20 protein-coding genes are annotated in these 21,376 nt (G+C 49.6%); 5 read left to right on the top strand and 15 right to left on the bottom strand.

The genetic code is table 11. The annotated features are described in order from the left end of the window. Nucleotides 1–10 precede the first annotated feature (10 nt). From clpP to rph, 5 genes are all read right to left on the bottom strand, one after another. Nucleotides 11–592, bottom strand: a complete 582-nt coding sequence (gene clpP / locus C3B52_RS20280; protein ID WP_049737870.1) for an ATP-dependent Clp endopeptidase proteolytic subunit ClpP — start codon at nt 590–592, stop codon at nt 11–13. Between the two features lie 170 nt (nt 593–762). Then, nucleotides 763–2,055, bottom strand: coding sequence for a trigger factor (gene tig / locus C3B52_RS20275; protein ID WP_103108226.1), 1,293 nt, complete (start codon nt 2,053–2,055; stop codon nt 763–765). Nucleotides 2,056–2,196: 141 nt separating this feature from the next. After that, complete coding sequence (locus C3B52_RS20270) at nt 2,197–2,721, bottom strand: metallophosphoesterase family protein (protein ID WP_103108225.1); 525 nt, start codon at nt 2,719–2,721, stop codon at nt 2,197–2,199. Nucleotides 2,722–2,800: 79 nt separating this feature from the next. Then, nucleotides 2,801–3,394, bottom strand: coding sequence for an XTP/dITP diphosphatase (locus C3B52_RS20265; protein ID WP_103108224.1), 594 nt, complete (start codon nt 3,392–3,394; stop codon nt 2,801–2,803). After that, a complete protein-coding gene (gene rph / locus C3B52_RS20260; RefSeq protein WP_103108223.1) occupies nt 3,387–4,148 on the bottom strand; it encodes a ribonuclease PH in 762 nt (253 codons plus the stop codon). The genes C3B52_RS20265 and rph overlap by 8 nt, the downstream gene beginning before the upstream one ends. A gap of 224 nt (nt 4,149–4,372) precedes the next feature. Here rph and C3B52_RS20255 point away from each other — a divergent pair, with 224 nt between their 5' ends. Next, the gene (locus C3B52_RS20255; protein WP_103108222.1) at nt 4,373–5,635 is read left to right on the top strand and encodes an MFS transporter; all 1,263 of its coding nucleotides are present in this window, start codon (nt 4,373–4,375) and stop codon (nt 5,633–5,635) included. On the opposite strand, the gene C3B52_RS20250 is transcribed toward C3B52_RS20255, so the two are convergent. Next, nucleotides 5,632–6,693 carry a GerMN domain-containing protein gene (locus C3B52_RS20250; protein WP_103108221.1) on the bottom strand — a complete coding sequence of 354 codons (1,062 nt, stop codon included), beginning with the start codon at nt 6,691–6,693 and terminating at the stop codon, nt 5,632–5,634. The genes C3B52_RS20255 and C3B52_RS20250 overlap by 4 nt on opposite strands. Before the next feature lie 96 nt (nt 6,694–6,789). Next, entirely contained in the window at nt 6,790–7,608 is an 819-nt protein-coding gene (gene racE, locus C3B52_RS20245; protein ID WP_103108220.1) for a glutamate racemase, read from the bottom strand. A 171-nt stretch (nt 7,609–7,779) separates the two neighbouring features. On the opposite strand from racE, the gene C3B52_RS20240 reads away from it, so the two are divergent. Then, a complete protein-coding gene (locus C3B52_RS20240; protein ID WP_103108219.1) occupies nt 7,780–8,835 on the top strand; it encodes a superoxide dismutase in 1,056 nt (351 codons plus the stop codon). A 65-nt stretch (nt 8,836–8,900) separates the two neighbouring features. Here the strand turns inward: C3B52_RS20240 and C3B52_RS20235 are convergent, their stop codons facing one another. After that, the gene (locus C3B52_RS20235; protein WP_103108218.1) at nt 8,901–10,466 is read right to left on the bottom strand and encodes an MHYT domain-containing protein; all 1,566 of its coding nucleotides are present in this window, start codon (nt 10,464–10,466) and stop codon (nt 8,901–8,903) included. A 161-nt stretch (nt 10,467–10,627) separates the two neighbouring features. Further along, on the bottom strand, nt 10,628–11,533 hold the full coding sequence (locus C3B52_RS20230; protein ID WP_103108217.1) for a PhzF family phenazine biosynthesis protein: 906 nt from the start codon (nt 11,531–11,533) through the stop codon (nt 10,628–10,630). A gap of 126 nt (nt 11,534–11,659) precedes the next feature. Here C3B52_RS20230 and C3B52_RS20225 point away from each other — a divergent pair, with 126 nt between their 5' ends. From C3B52_RS20225 to ant(6), 3 genes are read left to right on the top strand one after another with little or no spacing between them, the layout of a single operon-like run. Continuing rightward, the gene (locus C3B52_RS20225) at nt 11,660–12,550 is read left to right on the top strand and encodes a LysR family transcriptional regulator (RefSeq protein ID WP_103108216.1); all 891 of its coding nucleotides are present in this window, start codon (nt 11,660–11,662) and stop codon (nt 12,548–12,550) included. Then, complete coding sequence (locus C3B52_RS20220; protein ID WP_103108323.1) at nt 12,547–12,924, top strand: DUF3899 domain-containing protein; 378 nt, start codon at nt 12,547–12,549, stop codon at nt 12,922–12,924. Before C3B52_RS20225 ends, C3B52_RS20220 begins: the two co-directional genes overlap by 4 nt. Nucleotides 12,925–12,971: 47 nt before the next feature. Beyond that, nucleotides 12,972–13,835: an aminoglycoside 6-adenylyltransferase gene (gene ant(6), locus C3B52_RS20215; protein ID WP_103108215.1), complete on the top strand. Its 864-nt coding sequence runs from the start codon at nt 12,972–12,974 to the stop codon at nt 13,833–13,835. 83 nt (nt 13,836–13,918) lie between these two features. Here ant(6) and C3B52_RS20210 read toward each other — a convergent pair whose 3' ends face one another. From C3B52_RS20210 to C3B52_RS20185, 6 genes are read right to left on the bottom strand one after another with little or no spacing between them, the layout of a single operon-like run. Beyond that, nucleotides 13,919–14,863 (bottom strand): ABC transporter ATP-binding protein, encoded by a 945-nt coding sequence (locus tag C3B52_RS20210; protein WP_103108214.1) that lies wholly within the window; start codon nt 14,861–14,863, stop codon nt 13,919–13,921. Next, a complete protein-coding gene (locus C3B52_RS20205) occupies nt 14,860–15,882 on the bottom strand; it encodes an ABC transporter ATP-binding protein (RefSeq protein WP_103108213.1) in 1,023 nt (340 codons plus the stop codon). Before C3B52_RS20205 ends, C3B52_RS20210 begins: the two co-directional genes overlap by 4 nt. A 55-nt stretch (nt 15,883–15,937) precedes the next feature. After that, the gene (locus tag C3B52_RS20200) at nt 15,938–16,873 is read right to left on the bottom strand and encodes an ABC transporter permease (RefSeq protein WP_235615801.1); all 936 of its coding nucleotides are present in this window, start codon (nt 16,871–16,873) and stop codon (nt 15,938–15,940) included. A 9-nt stretch (nt 16,874–16,882) separates the two neighbouring features. After that, entirely contained in the window at nt 16,883–17,815 is a 933-nt protein-coding gene (locus C3B52_RS20195) for an ABC transporter permease (protein WP_103108211.1), read from the bottom strand. 16 nt (nt 17,816–17,831) lie between these two features. Further along, complete coding sequence (gene pepV / locus C3B52_RS20190) at nt 17,832–19,265, bottom strand: dipeptidase PepV (protein ID WP_103108210.1); 1,434 nt, start codon at nt 19,263–19,265, stop codon at nt 17,832–17,834. 1 nt (nt 19,266) lies between these two features. Then, on the bottom strand, nt 19,267–21,339 hold the full coding sequence (locus C3B52_RS20185; RefSeq protein ID WP_103108209.1) for a sigma-54 interaction domain-containing protein: 2,073 nt from the start codon (nt 21,337–21,339) through the stop codon (nt 19,267–19,269). Nucleotides 21,340–21,376 lie beyond the last annotated feature (37 nt).

Below are 21,376 nucleotides of genomic sequence, written 5' to 3'. Positions count from 1 at the left end.
TCACAACAGGTCAGTTTTTGCGTTCGATAATCGTGTCAATCAATCCATAGGCCTTTGCGTCTTCTGCGCTCATGAAATTGTCGCGATCGGTATCCTGCTCTACTCTCTCGTACGGCTGACCCGTGCGCTCAGACAAAATCTGATTGAGTTGGCGTTTCGTTTTGAGAATCCACTCCGCATGAATACGGATATCCTCAGCTTGGCCACGCACGCCGCCAAGTGGTTGGTGAATCATCACTTCACTGTTCGGCAATGCAAAACGTTTCCCTTTTGCACCAGCCGCGAGTAGGAATGCACCCATACTTGCAGCCATGCCCACACAAATCGTGGACACATCAGGTTTAATGTACTGCATCGTGTCGTAGATAGCCATGCCTGCTGTTACAGAACCACCTGGTGAGTTTATGTATAGGGATATGTCTTTGTCCGGATCCTCCGCCTGCAAAAAGAGCAGCTGGGCTACTACCAGATTGGCAATCTCGTCGTCAATCTCTGTACCCAGTAGAATAATCCGGTCCTTCAAGAGGCGCGAGTATATATCGTAGGAGCGCTCGCCTCTACTGGTTTGCTCGATGACCATAGGTATTAGCATATGTATCTTCCTCCTTTACCGGTAAAAGGGATTCCCCTTTAATTGAGAAGGATCGCGCAAAAAAAGTCCAATGGTGGAAAAACAAGGCACGATCTTCTCGTGCCTTGTAGTCTTCCAGCCAGCATTCAGGCGTTGCCTGCCCACTGACCAATCATGCGTTCTTCCTAAGCTTATGCATTTACCTTGCTTTCTGCAACTAGGAAATCAACGGTTTTGCGAGTTTGCACATCGCGGTACAGTGCTGCCATACCGTCTTGAGCGGAGAAGATTTTACGCAACTCGTCTGCAGGGCGGCCATAGGTTGCTGCCAGCTTTTCCAGCTCTGCTGTTACGTCTTCTTCAGTCGCTTCGATGTTTTCTGCTTTGCCGATTGCTTCCAAAGTCAGGGAAGTGCGAACACGGGATGTAGCGTCTGCACGCAATTGATCACGCAGCTGGCTCTCATCCATACCGGAGAACTGGTAGTACAGCTCCAGTGTCATGCCTTGGTATTGCAGGCGTTGACCAAATTCGGATACCATTTGATCCAGCTCATGCTCAACCATTACTTCTGGCAGTTCGATCTCAGCATTTTCAGCTGCTTTCAGCACGAGTTGTTCACGAACGTATTGATCTTTTTCTTGTGCTGTTTTTTCTTCGAGTTTTTTCTTGGTGTCAGCTTTCAGCTCTTCCAGCGTGTCGAACTCGCTCACGTCTTTTGCAAACTCATCGTCCAAAGCTGGCAGATTTTTGCGCTTCAGGCTGTTCAATTTCACTTTGAATACCGCTTCTTTACCTGCGAGGTTAGGAGAGTGGTACTCTTCTGGGAAAGTTACAGTGATTTCTTTTTCTTCGCCTACGTTCATTCCTACTACTTGCTCTTCGAAACCAGCGATGAAAGTACCGGAACCCAGCTCCAGGGAGTAGTCTTCTGCTTTACCGCCTTCAAAAGCTACACCATCTTGGAAGCCTTCGAAATCGATTACAGCCTGGTCAGTGTTTTGTGCGGCGCCTTCTTCAACTGCTACGAGTTCTGCGTGACGCTCTTGCATACGCTTCAGTTCAGCATCTACACTCTCGTCGCTTACAGTGAATTCTTTTTCTTCGATGCTGAGGTTTTTGTAGTCGCCCAGCTTCACTTCAGGCTTCACAGTTACAGTCGCCTTGAAGATCAGGTTTTTACCTTTCTCCATTTGCGATACGTCTACTTCTGGACGATCTACTGGCTCGATACCAGCTTCACGAACAGCTTGTCCGTAAGCATTTGGCAACAGGATGTCAAGAGCGTCTTGGTACAAAGATTCTACACCAAAACGAGCTTCGAACATTTTGCGTGGAATTTTTCCTTTACGGAACCCTGGAACCTGAACTTTTTGTACCACTTTTTTAAACGCCTGATCCAATGCTGCGTCTACTTGCGAAGCATCTACTTCAACCGTCAGGACTCCCTGGTTATTCTCTACCTTTTCCCAATTTGCTGCCACGTAAACTTCCCCTCCTAAATCGAATCAACAGAACATCGCCAGCCGCGCCGTGAAATCTTCGCAGGCTCGGATGATAATATTCTAGCCATTTTAACCATTCTAGTATAGCACAAATCTTTCACTTTACAAGAAGCCGCCGAATCAGCGCCGAAGCGAGTAATTCCCGCCCAGCTCCCGTACCGGATTGCCCATATGATCATAGAAAGAAACCGTTACATTCACAGCCTTTGGTGTGACCCCTGACTCCTCTAAAATCGCGTACGTCGGAACATCAAAGCCACGGGGCATTTGCAGGCTGCCTGGATTGAGAAACAAGATTCCCCTCTCCACACCACAGGCAGGGACATGAGAATGACCAAATACAACCACATTTGCCCCTGTCTCCTCCGCCCTGTAATGTAGACGCAAGAGCGAGCTTTTGACGCCATACAAATGGCCATGAGTCTGGAGAATGTTCAAGTCACGCCAATGGGTTTGCTGCTCTGTAGGCACTGCCTTGGTTGTGTCGCAGTTTCCGCGAACGAGAGTCATACCCGAAAACGGCTCGCGCTCGTGATCTACACAAAAGTCTCCACAGTGCAATATTTTCTCCACTGTATGCCGATCTGTCACCTGTCTGACCTCGCGTACCAGTCCATGACTGTCACTCATTACGAGAATCCCCATCGCGACTCACTCCCTTGTTCTCGCTCTCCTTGGAGGCTTTTATGTCCTCCTCTTCACTCTAAAGGGTTCCTGCAAGAGCCTATTTGAGTGCTTCTAGCAAATGATTCATGGCACGGGCTCTGTGGCTGATTTGATTCTTTTCCTCAGGCAAGAGCTGAGCCATCATCTTCTCCATTTCTGGAATATAGAAGACAGGATCGTATCCAAAGCCATTTGTTCCTTTTGGCTCTTTTGCAATCAATCCCTCACATGAGCCAGTCGTAATCACAGGCTCAAAGCCAGGCACCACGAATGCAATCGTACAGCGGAAACGCGCTGTCCGCCTTTCCATCGGCACACCATCCAGCTCATCCAGCAGCTTGCGCCAGTTTTTTTCATCAGTTGCATCCTCGCCAGCATATCTGGCGGAGTAGACGCCTGGTCGACCGTCCAGTGCATCTACCTCCAGCCCAGAATCATCGCCAAGTGCTGGCAGGTTTAAGTATGTAGAAATCTCAATCGCCTTTTTCAATGCATTGGCTTCAAATGTCTCGCCGTCCTCTATCACTTCTGGCACGCCCTCAAACTCGGCCAGACTGATTCCTTCCCATCCGAGATCAGCAAACAGCCGATTAAACTCTTTAACTTTCCCCTGGTTGCGTGTGGCCAGTACGACCCTTCTGCGCTCAGACATGGCTTTGCTCCGCTACGTTTTCTGCAAAGGAAAGCGACACACCTGTGAGGGCCTGTTTTTGACTTTGGATGAGATTATCGATACCGATTTTGGCAAGGGCGATCATTTCCTGTAGCTGTTCGGGTGAAAACGGTGCATCTTCACCAGTTCCTTGCAGCTCAACAAATTTGCCTTTGCCTGTCATGACAACGTTCATATCAACAGTCGCGCTCGAGTCTTCCTTATAATTCAGGTCAAGCACGGTCTCTTCACCAACGACACCGACTGAAGTCGCTGCAAGAAAATCGTTCAAGGGCAATTGCTTCCACGTGCCGCTGTCCACCAGCTTTTGCATCGCATCTACCATCGCTACATACGCTCCAGTAATCGAAGCGGTACGCGTTCCGCCATCTGCCTGAATGACGTCACAATCCAGCCAAATCGTACGCTCTCCCATCGCTTCTAAATGAACAACCGATCGAAGTGCGCGTCCGATCAGACGCTGAATCTCCATGGTGCGTCCTCCAACTTTTCCTTTGGACGACTCCCGGGCGTTACGTGTCGCTGTTGCTCTGGGAAGCATGGAATACTCGGCTGTGATCCAGCCCTTCCCGCCACCACGCATAAAAGGTGGAACCCGATCTTCCAGAGTCGCCGTACAAATCACCTTGGTATCTCCTACTTCGATTAGGCACGATCCTTCTGCGTGTTTAATGTAGTTGCGCGTAATAGTAACGGGACGCAACTGGTCATGGGCACGGCCATCCACTCTCATTCCAAGTTCCTCCTAAATCACTTTGATACACTTCGCTCATTATACCAGAGGCAGGAAACGATCTGCCACTGCCCAAACAACGATCCCCTATTTACATCAATTTCAAATATTCGCATGACTTTACCATCGCCAATTCCACTTCAAACAAAAAAACGCTTGCCACTTGATTTCGATTTAAATAATATCTAATTAGATAAATGACTAATAAAAGGTGATGAATTCATGTGAAACTGTACCCCGTCCTGCAAAAACCGAATGTAAGAAGGCTGCTCTCTGCAAATTTGTTAAGCGGTATTGGCGATTGGTTCAACAGTGTAGCTGTACTTAGCCTACTGCTCGAAATTACCGGTAGCGCCATGGCCATCGGCATAACACTGGCACTTCGAACCTTGCCACATCTCATTTTCGGCCCACTCGGCGGCTGGTTAGCCGATCGCTTCAATCGTAAAGGCGTACTCATCGCTTGTGATTTGGCCCGTGCTGTCATTGCGCTTTCTTTTCTATTCGTATCCAAGGAGGCTGATTTATGGATTGTGTACACGGGTACTTTTTTACTCGTCGCCTTTTCCGCGATGTATAATCCGTCCCGGCTCTCCATCCTCCCTCAAATCGTTTCCCAAAATGAATTGGCCTCCGCTAACGCACTTGATCAAAGCGTATTCGGGATCGTCATGGCCATCGGCTCGCTTGTCGGTGGTGTGTTTATCGCCCTGTGGGGGAGCGACATCGCCTTCATTTATAACTCCCTGTCGTTTGTGGCTTCAGCAATCCTATTAGTCAGATTGAACGTCCCAAAGAGTCAGATTCAGGAGGAGGTACAAAACCAAACAGCGTCCGAGCAAGCCACCTCTTACAAGGATGTGCTTCATTTCATCCAAAAGACGCCCATCGTTTATGCCGTTTTGCTGCTGACGACCCTTTGGCCAATCGGCGGCGGAATTATCAATGTGCTGATCAGTGTATATGCCTATCAAGTTTTTGATGCAGGAAAAATGGGAATCGGGCTACTGTACGGGGCGATCGGACTTGGCTTTATTGTCGGCGGACTGATTGCTGGACGGCTCCAACGCTACCCGTATGAGGTTGCTTCGGTCGGCCTTGCAGTTGAAGGATTTGCATTTTTGTTGACCAGCTTCTCCCCGACGATTTACGTCACGGCTCTTTTTTACGCGCTGTCTACGATTGCAGGTGGAATGGGCAATGCCAGCCTGAATACGCTATTGATGCGTCATGTCAGTCCGCAGTATCACGGGCGCGTGTTTGCCCTGGAAATGACTCTCTCCAACGTACTCATCGGCTTATCGATGCTGGTCGGCGGTTGGGTGCTGACCATAGCTGATCCTCGGTTGGTATGCTTTATCGCAGGATGTTTTGTTACGTTATTCTCGATCATGGTTGGCCGTTCCATCTGGCGGATGGCAAAAGCGAATCAAGCAAAAAACCACGCTCGCGGGGACGGGCGTGGCATAGAAACATTTGTGGATTAGAACTGCATCGAATTGAGTTGGATTGGGCGACTGACAGGCTTTGTAAAGTCTGTGTTGGCAAGTGGTTTTCCCTCAACCAGGAGCTGTACTTTTTTGGCCCCGGTGCTCTCCGTCAGTGAAAGAACGAGAGATTGCAAGGCTTCCGGACTTGCTTCTTTTCCGTCATCGTATTTGAGGATATCGCTGCTCAGGTTGACGGTAATCAATTCTTTTTCCTGTTTGACATCCAATACACGGGTAGTACGGAGCAGCGAGCTGAACAATTGGGAGCCTTGTTTTGGACCCTTGATCAACTCCTCCACCGTCGCCTTGGCTACGTCAGCCGTTTCGGGAACCAGACGAGTGACTGGCACATAGTAGGTACGTGCATCATCCAGCTGTCCCTGGAAATAGACCGTAACCGCGGAGGTGTTTCCAGGGATAGCACCATCAGCCAGCTCCAGATTGACCCCTTGATTGCGATCAAGCTGGGTAATCGGTGTATTCGCTGCTGGCATCTCGGTCAACGGGGTTCCATTCACCCAGATTTGCACGCTTTTTACCGTACTAAACTCAGTCATTGCTCGGGTAACCGCATCGAGAATCCGCTTTTCGTCCTTTTCGTCATAGGTTTTGAATTCCTTGGAAAAGTCGACTGTCGCAACTCCGTTTTTAATGAGTAAGCCTTTGACTTCAGTGCCCTGTGGCAATACGGCAGAGAATCCGCCTTGGAGCATTCCCTCTACTGGACCACCCTTCACCATGTAGCTTAACACTTGCTTGGCGGGGCCTTCCACTTTAGGGAGAACCAACGAAACGGGTACCACATATCCATTCGCATCCAAGAGATACACCGTATGTTCTGAGGTCGCTTGGACTGCAGGCTCCGTCCCTTCTGTTCCTGGCGCAACGGTACCAGCCGTCGGAGTTCCATTTTCGACTCCTGCGACTACCTCCGATTGCGGCGGTGCATCAATACTGATCGTTTCTTTTTCCGGGCCAAAGAGACCGCAGCCCGACAACAGCATGGCGCTGACCCCCAGCACAGCCGTCATTTTGCCTATGTGTCTTTTCTTCATATCCCCAGCCTCCTCCAGACACTTTGTACTACCATGTATACGAGCAGGGCTTGGGTTTATGCGTTGAAAGTTTGTCTGACGGCTGCTGTCTGAAAGTTATGCCTCGACCGATTTTTCCAGAGAGTGGTGCTGTACCTCGACGTGACAATCCAGCCACTCTTCTGCAATGGAACGAAAGCGATCTCTGTCACCGCTCGTAATGAACAGATGCTCCGGCTGAATGCTAACGCTATTGCGACTCTTGGCCTCCGCAATAATTTGGCTTGACAGCTCGCGTGCTGTTTCCTCAGCGGAATTGATCAAGCGCACCCGATCTCCCATGACCTCCTGAATAATCGGTGCCAGTAGCGGGTAATGGGTACAACCCAAAATCAGCGTATCCAGCTCTTCACGGATCAGTGGCGCAAGCGTCTCTTTTACTACTTCCCGGGCTTTATCTGAGCTGGCCAGATGATTTTCTACAAGAGGCACAAAATCGGGGCAGGCCAAGCCTGACACAAACAAATCTGGCTGAGCACGCAGCAAGGCACGCTCATATGCTTTTGTACGGATCGTTGTTTCGGTACCGATGACTCCGATTCGTCCGCTTTTGGTTGCTTGGACAGCTGCACGCGCCCCTGGTTCAATCACCCCGATGACGGGTAACGGTAAATAAGCCATCGCTTCATCCAAGACGACAGCTGTTGCTGTATTACAGGCAATGACCAGTGCTTTTAGTGGTGTCTGCCGAACAAAGTCAATCATTTGAAAGCTGAACGCGCGAATCTCCTCCGGTGACTTGGAGCCGTACGGACAACGTGCATTATCTCCTACATATAAGATCCGTTCCTCGGGCAACTGTCGCATGACTTCCTTGGCTACGGTTAATCCTCCCACTCCTGAATCAATTACGGCTATCGCGTATTCTCTACTCATGCAAATGTGTCTCCCCTGTTGTAATGAATATAGTACAGCATACCACTATGGCATTTGTGCTACTACCATATGCGGAGCCTAAATTTCTTGTACTCCGCGAATGCCGCACCTTCTCTGGGCTCCTGCCATAGATTGTAGAGGAGAATTGCCCACAAGAAGGAGGGACCTAAATTGGATGAGCAAACAAAACATTTACTGGATTGGAGCCAGTGGGGCCGCCAATGGATTGAACATCTGAGAAAAAGCAAACCGCTGGGTCGAGAGCTCGAACGGCATTTGCATAAATTCGAGGAGACGTTCACCCAAATCGGGAGAAAGGCTTCCTTGCTTGATGCAAATAAAAACAGGGAAGAGCTCCCTGCCCTTCTCTTTAAAGCTGAAGAGGTACAAAAACAATTTCATCACTTCTTGCGGTTGGCCCAGCTGCAGGAGGAAGAGCTTCCTGAGGAGACAACCACTACCTCCGTGGCCCAGCCTGCTCAAAGTATCCCTAGCATTCAGGAACCCGAGCCTATTCCTGAGGTCATGCACGATGCAATAATCGCCATCCCCACACCGATCTCCTATCCTTCTGCTCGTGAGCCCGTACGCGTCGCCAGGCCTGTCGGAGTCGGTCGACATACACTACCACCCTTGCCCTACGCCTACAATGCCCTGGAGCCTTATATTGATGAAGCAACCATGCATATCCACCATGACAAGCTGCATCAAAAGTACGTAGATGACCTCAATACAGCGGAACGCAAGCTGGCAGAAGCCCGAAACAGCGGCAATTTTGATTTAATTCGGCACTGGGAGCGTGAGCTGGCCTTTAACGGAGCCGGTCATTACTTGCACACCATTTTCTGGCCTTCGATGAGTCCAAATGGCGGCGGCGAGCCGTCCGGAGAGCTAGCAGAAGCGATCAATCGTTACTTTGGTAGCTACGCCGCTTTTCAAAAACAATTTAGCCAGGCTGCTGAAAAAGTGGAAGGCCCTGGCTGGGCAATCCTTGTTTGGTCACCGCGAGCCCAGCACCTGGAAATTCTCACCGCAGAAAAGCATCAAAACCTTTCACAATGGGATGTCGTACCGCTCCTTGTTCTCGACGTATGGGAACATGCTTATTTTCTGTTGTACCAAAACCAGCGCGACAAATATGTAGAGGGCTGGTGGAATATTGTAAATTGGCCGTATGTACTGGAACGATACACGCAGGCTCGCAAGCTGCGCTGGGAGCCGCATTGATTATTTTGGTGAAGATGTAAGCACCCCTCCATTATCCCGTGTTCGGGAGGGGGGGTGGATCTGTGTTACTGATTGGGTAACCAGCATGTAAAAGTACTGCCAGTACCAAGCTCGCTCTCGACCTCGATCACACCGCCCATCAAGATACAAAAGTGCCTGCTGATCGCCAGCCCGAGACCTGTTCCACCGTATTTTCGTGTGGTTGACGAGTCTGCTTGCATGAAAGGCTGGAATAGCTTGTCCGTTTGCTCAGGAGTCATGCCGATACCTGTATCTTGAATCCGAAAGCAAAAGCCCGCTTTACTGTCACGAGCTTGCGGAAAAATATCAAAACGGATCGTGCCTGCTGTCGTAAATTTGCTGGCATTACTGAGCAGGTTCATCAAAATTTGGCGCAGCTTCATGACATCTGTACGAAGCTGACCGTCTACTTTCGACACAATTAATTGGTTTTGATTTCGTTCGATCAGTGGCGCGATTGTGTTTTGCACCTCGCTAATCAAAACGGCCAAGTCGCAGCTTTCATAGAAGACATCCATTTTCCCCGCTTCAATCTTGGAAATATCCAATATGTCATTGATGAGCGAGAGCAGATGCTTCCCTGCTTTATTGATTTTCCCCAAGTCTTCTACAAAGACAGGCTCTCCCAAATCTTCAGCGTCTTCCATCAGCATCTCGCTATACCCGATAATGGCGTTCAAAGGAGTACGGAGCTCATGGCTCATATTGGCTAAAAACTGGCTTTTGACCTGATTCGCCTGTATCGCGTCATCATGAGCTTTTTCTAGCTGGGCTGTCCGTTCCTTGACCAGTTGCTCCAAATTCTCGTTTAGCTCACGCAATTCCTGATTCATCAGATAAATCTCATTCGTCTTTGCTTCGATCTCTGAATCTTTCGTGGACAAGCGCTTGGAGATGACGATACCGATCAGCGATAACCCTAGTGTCATCAAGGTACCAGCTGCAATAAAATAAGCGAGCCACTCCTGGTCCAAAAGTTTTCCTGAGGAAAGCGCAGTTCTGTCTTCGAACGAAAAATGCGCTGCCATCATCCCTGTGTAATGCATGCCTGTAATCGCAGCGCCCATGACGAGTCCACTGGCGAGCTTTCTCCAGACAGCCCCTTGCTTTTCCCCCCTGCGAAAGGAAATTGCCAGCCATAGTGCAGCCAGAGAGGCAACGATTGCATTTACGATCGAAAGTGAAAAATAAAGGGGATCGTACGTGATTTTAATGAGCATCGCAGACATCCCGATATAATGCATCGAGGCAATTCCAGCAGCGAGCAGCAGTCCACTACCTAGCAGCTGACGCGAAGTGACGTGCTGGCGGCAAACAATATGCAAAGCAATGAAAGATGCGATAATGGCAACAACCACAGAGAGAAATACAATGAGTAGATCGTATTCCACTGGAACCGGCAAGGAAAAGGCTAGCATCCCGACAAAATGCATCGACCAAATCCCCATTCCCATGGCAACCGCGCCAAATGAAATCCATAACCATCGCTTTTCCCCTGTGAGCGTGCTGATTCTCCCAACCAAGTCGAGAACGGTGTACGAGGAGACAACCGCAACGATATACGATAATACTACGAGTGCTGAGTCGTGTGAACCACTAAGATGTTCCACCTAAAATCCCTCTCTCTGCTTGTTCCTGCCCCCTATTATAGCGTAAAAATACGGACATTTTTCCATGAGAATCGCGTCCTGATTTCGTAAAACGGCAAAGAAAAGAAAAAATCCCCCTAGACCTGCTTGTTTCGGTCTCAAGGGGGGACTGGCTCGCTGCTTTATTCCAACGGCAAGCCTAATTCTCCTGCTATCGTTATATGCGCCTCACCGGCAACACGAATAACCGGATCTTGTGCCGATGTATTGATCGTAATGTAAAGCGTGCCTGGTCGATTAATCGCCTGTCCTTGACCGACCACGAGGTGATGCTCCTCACCTGCAGGGAGCAAATTCTCCAAGGCCAGATACCCAGCTAGCGCCCCGTTTGCAGCGCCTGTTACCGGATCTTCTGGAATCCCGATAGCAGGTGCAAAGTCACGGGTATACAGATTGTAGCCATCAGGAGCATCCCAAGAGAACAAATGTGTGGTCGTAATGCCATGCTCCTGGTTCATCGCAGCCAGCTCAGCCAGTGATGGTACTGCTTGATTAATCGCCTCTTTTGTTTGCACGGGGACAAGCAGATGCAGTCCTCCCGTAGAAGCCAGCTTCATGGGATAGCGTTCATCGATATCATCTGTCCGTATCCCCACCATCCTTGCAACTGCTGCAGGGTCCAAAGCTATTTCCTTGACGGAGGGCGTGATCTGTGTCATCGTTACCCGTTGCAATTGACCATCCTGTACTTCGAGCTCGACAGGAATCAATCCCACATTAGTTTCGAATACGATGCGCTTTCCTTTTTCCAGCCAACCAAACTCGGTTGCTAGCACCCATGTTGAGGCTACTGTTGCATGCCCACAAAAATTGATCTCGACGGTCGGCGAGAAATAGCGGATGCGATAATCTGCCTCTGGATGCGAAGACGGCAGCAAAAATGCTGATTCAGGCAGGTTCAGCTCATTGGCAATCTGCAGCATTTGCGGTAAAGTCAAAGTACTTGCATCTGGTATGACACCTGCTGGATTTCCGGCAAACGGTTTCCTGGTAAATGCATCTACATGGTATACCTTCACAGCTTTCATCGTTTTCTCTCCTTCATGAACCGATGGAATCGTTCTTGCTTTCATCATAAATACAAGAAGATTCCAAGTAAACTGAAGGTTTCGCATACCTAGCATGAATAAAACTTCATGGAAGGAAGAAGTCGAATGACTTTGTTTCAAATGGAGGTACTCGTCGCAGTCAGTGATAGTGGCAGCTTCACCCGTGCAGGTGAAAAAATCGGCTTGAGCCAATCAGGTGTCAGTCATACCATCCATGCGCTGGAAAAGGAGCTGGGCATTAGCCTGTTCACACGAAGTCGCACTGGCGTCAAGCTGACAGCAGCCGGAGGGCAGGTAGACGCCAGTGCGCGAATCATTTTAGAACAGACAGCTGCCATCAAGAGAATCTCTGCCCAAGCTGCTGGGATTCACCAAGCTACAATCCGCATCGGTTCCTTTCCCAGCATGACCACAAGCTTTTTGCCTGCTTTATTACAATCCATTCAAAAGCGCTATCCACAGATGGATACACGGGTGTTCGAAGGCTCCTATCAGGAAATCAAGCAATGGCTGCAAACTGGCGTGGTTGATGTCGGCTTTCATCCCTGGCCCGAAGCAGGATTAGAAGGAACCTTGCTGATTCGTGACAACCTGCATGCTGTACTGCCAGCTCACCATCCACTCGCGACAAAGTCCTCAGTGACGTTGGAGCAGCTAGCAGATGAACCCTTCATCATGCCTATGGCGGGCTGTGAACGATTGATCAGCAGCGAGTTTCAAAAGAAGGGATTAGAGCCCCAGACGGCATATGAGGTAGCTGACAACGCTACGATCCTTGCTATGGTAGAAGCCGGAGTCGGAGTCTCAGTCATACCTGCCCTCACCCTACCAGCCTCCTTGCCCCAGGTAGCAGTCATGGAGCTCTCCCCACTCGTTACCCGTCACATTGGATTAACAGTACCTACTTTGGCGAATGCTTCACCTGCAGTGCTCGCTTTTATGCGAGAGGCTGAGCGTATCGCTACAAATTTTCAAAAGGACGTGTTTTGTACGTGAAAAAATGGATAACTCTCCTACTCGCAATGGCAGTTATTAGCAGCCTAATCCTCGGAATGACTATGCAACCTATGCTTTTGTTATCCATCATTAATCAAAGCTTTTTATTCGGCCTTTTCTTTTTGATGGTCGGATGCTTAGCCCTTGTTGTTCGTTCCGGTTTCTTTGTCGTCTTCTTGCGCGGCTTCAAACAGCTGAAAGGCATGTTCTTCCGCAAGCCGCGCATGATCGAGAATGATATGTTCCAATCAAATGATCCTGCTTTTGAACAAAAAAAGGAAACAATTGCACGGCTTGGAACGTATCTTCTTTTGACAATAGGAGCCTGTCTGATTTTGTTCTCTCTGATTCTTACCTGCTTCTACTATATCTAAGTAAATTGCGAGACTTACACACTTTAAAAGAGGGAGGATTCCTCGCGTTGAGAACAGAGCATGAAATGATGAGTATGTTTGTAGATTTTGCCGTGAAGGATGATCGAATCCGCCTAGTCACATTGGAAGGATCTCGGACAAATAAAAACATTCCCTCAGACCAATTTCAGGATTATGACGTTTCTTATTTCATCACGGATATGGATTCTTTCAAGGAAAATGATCACTGGCTCGACCAATTCGGGAAACGGCTCATGATGCAAAAACCCGAAGACATGGAGCTGTTTCCGCCAGAACTAGGGAACTGGTTTTCCTATATCATTCTTTTTGAAGATGGCAACAAATTGGACCTGACGCTCATTCCTTGTGACGAGATAGATGATTATTTTGCCAGTAGTGACGGTTTAGTGGAGGTCTTGCTGGATAAAGATAGTCGCATCAAAGAAGAAGTGATTGCGAGCGACCGCAAGTATTGGATCAAAAAACCGACGGCAAGAGAGTTTGATGATTGCTGCAATGAATTTTGGAATGTCTCTACTTATGTCGTCAAAGGATTAGCGAGAAAAGAGATCCTGTTTGCGATTGACCATCTACATGAGGTCGCCAGGCCCAATTTGCTGCGTATGATGGCTTGGCAAATTGGTTCAGAGCAAGGCTATTCCTTTAGCGTCGGAAAGAACTACAAATTTATAGATCGCTATCTTCCAAAGGAAGATTGGGAGGCACTACTGTCCACCTATTCCGGAAAGAGCTATCAAAGCATGTGGGAGTCATTGTTTACTTGCTATGAGCTATTTCGAAAATATTCCAAAGCGGTTGCAAAAGACCTGGGGTATGCGTATCCGATGTATGACCATTCGATCAGTACGTATACGGACAAAATTTATGAAGCGTGGGCAGAAACGAAATGAGTTGGCTCATTTTCCACACTGTACGCAAAAAAGACGCTCCGGCATCGGAACGTCTTTTTATCATGCTCACACAGTCAATTTCCTCAAATCATATGACAAGCAACCCAGTGTCCAGCCTCTGCCTCCTGCCATACAGGCTCTTCCTCTGCACAGCGTGCTGTCGCCAGCGGGCAACGAGTGCGAAATCCACAGCCACTCGGCTTGTTCGCCGGACTTGGCAAATCCCCCTGGAGAACAATTCGCTCCCGCTTGACAGTCGGGTCTGGTACCGGCACGGAAGAGAGCAGCGCCTGCGTATACGGATGAAGCGGACGAGCATACAGCTCGTTACTCGTTGCCAGCTCTACCAGCTTGCCCAAGTACATGACACCAATCCGGTTTGATATGTGCTTAACCATAGACAAGTCATGCGCGATGAACAAATAGGTCAGACCGCGATCTTGCTGCAGGTCTTCCAGCAAATTCACGACCTGTGCTTGAATCGAGACGTCCAGTGCAGAGATCGGCTCGTCAGCAATGATAAACTCCGGCTCTACAGCTAGCGCTCGCGCAATCCCGATCCGCTGCCTCTGACCACCACTGAATTCATGTGGGAATCGCTGCGCGTGATCACGATGCAATCCTACCAGCTGCAACAGCTCCGCCACACGCTCCCGGCGCATTCCCCGGTTGAGACCGTGAATATCCAGACCTTCTGCAACGATATCCTCCACCGTCATGCGCGGGTTCAGACTCGCCTGCGGGTCTTGAAAAATCATCTGCACGTCGCGATTAAACTGACCTGCTTCCTTTCCACTCAGCTTGTGCACATTCTTTCCTTTAAACAAGACCTCTCCGTCCGTATTCTCATACAGTCTGATAATCGTACGTCCCAGCGTGGACTTTCCGCAGCCGCTCTCCCCTACCAGACCAAGCGTTTCGCCCTTATTGATCGTAAAGGAAACACCATCTACCGCTTTGAGGTCAAACTCTTGTCCAATTGAAAAGTACTTTTTCAAATTACGTACTTCTACAAGTGCCTGCGTCATACTCCTTGCCTCCCTGCTGCAACCAGCTCTTCGATACGTGGCGCCCGCGGGTCGTGCAGCCAGCATGCTGCCTGATGTCCCTCTGCAAACTCACTCGTTACCGGCATCTGTTGATCGCAAATTTCCATAGCAAAATCACATCGAGCAGCAAATGGGCAGCCCTTTGGCGGTTGGAATAAATCTGGCGGACTTCCTTCAATCGGTATCAAGCGCTGCTTCTCACCCTCATCCAGACGTGGCAGCGAACGCATCAGTCCCCATGTGTACGGATGGCGGGGATTGGCAAACACATCTTCGACGGTTCCCGTCTCTACGACCATTCCCGCATACATGACAACCATGCGATGAGCAACCTCTGCTACCACTCCCAGGTCATGGGTAATGATGACAACCGATAGCTCCTGCTCTTCCTGAAGTCGCTTCAACAGGTCAAGAATTTGCGCCTGGATGGTTACGTCGAGTGCAGTCGTCGGTTCATCAGCGATAACCAGCTTTGGCTGACAAGCGAGTGCGATGGCGATAACGACACGCTGACGCATTCCTCCACTAAATTGGTGCGGATATTGATCAATCCGTTTTTCCGGGTCAGGGATGCCTACCAGTCCGAGCATTTCAATTGCCCGTTTTCGCGCTTCTTCTCTCGTCACCTTTTGACTGCGAACGAAGCCTTCTACAATCTGGGTTCCTACCTTCATCGTCGGATTCAGGGCAGTCATCGGATCTTGGAAGACCATCCCGATCTGCGTCCCACGAATACCAAGCAGTTCCTTCTTCGGCAAATGCGTGATCTCTTTCCCTTCGAAATTCACCTTGCCCCCCACAATTTTACCTGGAGGATTCGGGATCAGCCCCATAATAGCTTGAGCCGTCACACTCTTGCCACAGCCGCTCTCTCCCACAATCGCGACCGTTTCGCCTTTGTCTACATGAAAGGAAACCCCGCGCACAGCCTGGACTTCCCCACCGTACGTCTTGAAGTTCACTTTTAAATTCTCGATTTCTAGCAAATGCTGCTTCATCGTTATTACTCCCCCCGTCTCTAGTCGCCTTTGCTGGGCAATCTATTAAACGACCCTAGTCACGCAACCGTGGGTCCAGCGCGTCCTGCAAGCCGTCACCAAATACGTTAAAGGCAAACATCGTCAAGGAAATCATCAAGGCAGGGAAAAACAGACGCCACCAATCGCCAGTCAAAATAACACCAAGGCCATCGTTTGTCATCGTTCCCCAGCTCGCTACAGGTGCTTGTACACCAAGCCCCAAAAAGCTCAGGAACGACTCGGCAAAGATCGCAGAGGGAATCGTAAAGGTCAGATTCACGATAATGACGCCAATTGTATTCGGAATCAAATGCTTCAATAAAATTCGTGTAAATTTGGCTCCCAGTACTTGAGCTGCCAAAATAAATTCCTGGTTCTTCAGCTGCAAAATTTGACCGCGCACCAGTCGCGCCATCCCGGTCCAGCCAGTCGCGGACAAAGCGATAATAATCGTAAGCATTCCTGGCTCCATGACTACCATCAGCAAAATGACAACCAACAGGTACGGAAGTCCATACAGTACCTCAATAACGCGCATGATAATTGTATCGATGCGATCGCCGCGCTTGCCACGCCCTGCCATGTAGCCAGCAATACCTCCAACCGTAACACCGATGACTAGGTCAATCAGCGCTGCTACGACACCAATCGTCAGTGAAATCCTCGCTCCATACCATGTACGGGCAAACATGTCGCGTCCCAGCTCGTCGGTACCAAACCAATGCTCCGAGGAAATCTCCTGGTTTTTTGTCAACAAGCTCTGATCCGAATAGCTGTACGGAACCATGCTCGGTCCAACAATCGCCATGCCCACCAGCAATACGATGATAACCAGCCCAAGCATCGCCAATTTGTTTTTGATCAGCTTGCGAATCACTTGCTGCGCATTGCTAAGACTCGGCCGTGAGATCACATTGGCCTGCGTGCTTTTGGTCAACGGGCGAAATAACGGGTCTATTCTTTGTTCCATTGCCAATGGTTATCTCTCCTTATTGGTCAGCTTGATCCGCGGGTCAATCAGGGTGTACGCGATATCGATCAAAAAGATCGTGACAATCAAAATCGCACTGTAAAAGATCGTCGTCCCCAAAATCACCGGATAGTCACGGTTGAAAATTCCATCTACGAAGTACTTCCCGATACCTGGAATCGCAAAAATTTTCTCCACGACAAAGGTTCCTGTAATCAAAGAAGCAATCAGTGGTCCCAAAAACGTAACGACTGGCAGAATCGCATTGCGAATACCATGACGAATGACAATGATCCACATCGGGATGCCTTTTGCCTCTGCTGTACGAATGTAGTTCTGATTCATGACTTCAATCATGCTGGCCCGCATGTATCGCGTGATCACCGCGACAGGACCGAATGCCAGGGCGAGAGACGGCAAAACGGTATGCATCCACGTCCCCCAAGTCGCAACTGGAAAGATCGTAACCTTGATTGCAAGATAGTTGATAAGAAGCGGTGCCATGATGAAGCTCGGAATCGCAACACCCATGACAGCGAGCGCCATCGCCACATAATCAAGCCACTTGTTGCGATTGAGTGCAGCAATAATTCCGAACAGAATACCGAATACGAGAGCAATGCTGATCGCTTGCGCACCCAACCAGGCTGAAGCGCCAAAGCCATCGGAGATCATATCATTGACCCCGCGCGAGTCGGATTTAATAGACGGACCCAAATCAAACATCAGCAAATTTTTCAAATAAAGCACGTACTGCACGGGCAAAGGCTGATCCAGATTGTATTTGGCCCGCAGGTTGTTGAGAATTTGCTCTGGAAGCTGATCCGATTCAGAGGCAAACGGATTGCCCGGGATCGCATGCATCAAGGAAAACGTCAGCGTCACAATGATCCAGAGCGTGACGATCATCATCAAAACGCGTTTTACCAGATAGTTTGACATCGAAGTCCTCCTCGTTTTATTTCGCCAGCTCGTAGATTGCATGGGCGTAAATGGCCATCGCCTTCAGCAGATCATCGATTTCGGCGTACTCATTCGCCAAATGAGCGGTGGATTCTTTTCCTGGGAAAAGCGGTCCGAAAGCAACACCGGCACTCATGATTTTCGCGTAGGTAGCTCCCCCGGAGGACAACAGATGAGCAGGTAGCCCAGTATGCTCCTCATAGACGCGAGACAATGTTTCTATGACGGGATGATCCTTTGGTACGTAATGCGATTTGGAGGTGCGCAGATTGGAGATCGTCCAGCCCAGCTCGTCCACTCGCCGCTCCAGCTTTTCCACGTATTCCTGACAGGAAATTGTTGCTGGGTAGCGGATATTCAGGCGGACACTGCCTCCTTCTAGTTGGTTGTAGCGCAATATCCCTGCATTGACGGTCAGCTTGCCTGATACCTCATCCTCGCAGGCCATGTGCAGCTGCTCGCCATAATGATCCTCATGCAAAATGTCCGAGAGAAGCGAAAGAAACGAAAACTCAGAAGCTTCAAACGAGAGCGTTTTCAAAAACGATGCGAGCAGTGTTCCTGCATTCACACCTCGGAATGGCTCCATCCCATGTGCAGGCTTGCCCGCTATCGAAAATTGCAGCTGCCCGACTTCTGTTTGCTCCAGTTCGCCAGTCGCTCGATGCATCTGAAGGAACTCCCTCCACTGCCCTACAATCTCCTGAAGGGCTGCTTCATCCTTTGCCTCATGATCGTAGTTAATAACGGCAACCGCTTTGTCCGGAACACTATTTCCCTGATCGCCTGAGACAAACGATACCAAGCTCCAACCATTTGCCTTGCCCGTAGGTACATGATGCGGGATTGTCAGTGTCGGATTGATTTGACCCTTTTCCGCATGTGTCATTGGAAAGGAAGAGTCGGGAGAGAAGCCGATTCTCGGAACCTGATCGTGCTCGGCAAAATATTTCATGCACAGCCAGCCGCTTTCTTCATCCGTTCCGATGATGAAGCGAACACGCTTCTGTAACGGCTGCCCCGAGTCCTTTACCATTTTCAGCGCATAATAGGCAGCAAGTGCCGGACCTTTGTCGTCGATCGCTCCACGCGCATAAATTTTCCCATCACGTATGCTCGGTTCAAATGGAGGGGTAATCCAGCCTTCTCCCACCGTCACGACGTCCACATGCACGAGGACGCCGACTTCCTCCTCTCCATCCCCGTACTCGATCGTTCCTGCATAGCCCTCCAGATTTTTCGTCTGGAAGCCGTCATTTTCGCCACGAGCGAGCATCGCTTCCAGTGCCTGTGCGACCCCTTCGCCAAAAGGCTTACCTTCTGTTGCCGTCGACATGTCTTCGATGCTGTTGATTGCAAGAAACGATTTCAGATCAGCGACATAGGCTTCTTTTTGCGCTAACGCTTGCTGCTCCCAGTACTCCTTCATGTCAGTTCGCCTCCATTTTCCTCATTTGAAAATAGGAAAGAAACGCCTCTCCCTTGGATGAAATCTGACTCCCTTGTCTTCCTTTCCCGACGTGAATCAGCTCTTCCTGCTGCAACAGCTTTAATCGGTAGCGTAGCTGCTGTGATGACATCGTAAGTCCAGTCTCCTGCAGCTGCTCCTGCAGCACGTATCTGCCCGTCCCGCCTCGCTTCAGATTGTGGAGGATCGATACCATTTCCTCAAGAAACCCTCGCTTCTCGAATTCTTCACAGATCGCAGCGCATTCGTCTGAGAGAGAATCCGCAGGCAAAGGCGAATCCATTACCTCGCGGAGAAATGGCAGCTGGTACACATACGCCTCATCCTCGACCACGTGTGCCAAATATTCCACGACATTCTCCAGCTCGCGGATATTTCCTGGCCACTCATACTGCTCCATCGCCTTTAGCGCTTCACTCGACAACGTGAAGGGAGCCCGCCGCAAATCGAACGAATACTTTTTCACGAATTGCTGAACCAGCCAGCCAATGTCCTCACGACGATTGCGAAGCGGCGGCAGATGGATTGGCAAAATGTTCAACCGATAGTAAAGATCAGCGCGAAAGGAGCCTTCGCGAATCATGCGTGGCAAATCCTGATTCGTCGCAGCGATGACGCGTATATCAGTCGGAATAACCTTATTGCCCCCAACTCGCATGATCTGGCGCTCCTGTAGTACGCGAAGCAGACGATTTTGAATCGCTCCGCTGGCGTCTCCGATCTCGTCGAGAAAGATCGTGCCCTTGTGAGCGAGCTCGAACCAGCCCATGTGTCCGCCCTTTCTCGCTCCTGTAAAAGCACCCTCCTCGTAGCCGAACAGCTCACTCTCCAAAAGCGTCTCGGAGATCGCTGCAAAGTTGACACCGACGAATGGCTCTCGTCTGCGCGGCGAGGCATTGTGGATAGCCTGGGCGAGCAATTCCTTTCCTGTCCCTGTTTCACCCAAAAGAAGCACAGTAGAGTTGCTACGGGCAATTTTCCGGGCGATCTGGATTACTTTTTGAAAGGAAGGGCTTTCCCCATAAATATCTTCAAACTGGTATTTGGCTACCAATCCCTTGCTGTAGAGACGCATGCGATAATCATGCTCCAGCTTTTCAATCTCTTGCGCTTTGCGAAACAACAGCAAGCTCCCGAGAAAACTGCCTTCCATGACAATATGCATTTTGCGGAAAAAGAAGGTTTTGTTCGCCCAATCTACCAAAATATCCTCGTTTTCTTCACATTGCGAAATACATTCGTAGAAATCCTGCGGCAAGCAGTTCACCGCTGCCTCACCCACGACTTGGCTTCCTCCGAGATTGAGCGTTTCAATCGCTTTTTGATTGACGAATCGAATCAGTTCTTTTTCATCAAAGGCGATAACCGCATCCTCGATCCGATTGACGATGGACTCCAAATACTGGCCGAGCAGACGAGCGTGCTGGATTTCATGACTTAATTGCTTGGTGATATACATGAGCGATTGCATGGCACGCGCTGTCACCCGTTGAAAATTGCCGCTGTTAAAATGAGCGTAGATTGCCAGCCACGTAGACAAATCAATGCTGCGCGAACCGATATCCACGACCTTGCGAATATGGGCCGGCACGTGCTCGGGCTCGCCCGGAGTTACAGCGATTTCGATATCTGCCGGATAATCCGCACCAGGATAGTACGGGTAGATGTCAAAGTCCATTCCCGATGCTCGCAGCAGCTCAGCATTTTCAAACGCCGTCTCTTCTGTGTCGCTGACGAGCAGCACCTTGACTCCCTTTGGAATCTCCAGGACACCGCGCAAATTGTTGTACGGCAGCATCCGTGTCGCCACAATTATTTTCGAGCCCTGTGGTACGTACGGCTCTACAAGTGGCATGATGCTATTGGTCGAAATAACCACCAACGCTCCCGGGCTAATCGATCGAAGCGGCAGCTGATCGACCCGAATGGCCTCAATGTGGATATCTTCAGAAACGCCCAGCTCATGACATTGACTCACAACGTTTTGCAAAAACTCATCCATCTTTGCAACAAAGGTGACGGTTTTTTTCTCCATTTCACTCGCTCCAGGATGTAAAGTGAAGACAAGAGCT

Origin of the sequence: Brevibacillus reuszeri, assembly GCF_002897295.1 — a bacterium.
GTDB lineage: Bacteria > Bacillota > Bacilli > Brevibacillales > Brevibacillaceae > Brevibacillus > Brevibacillus reuszeri_A.
This window is presented reverse-complemented; position numbering and strand designations above follow the sequence as displayed.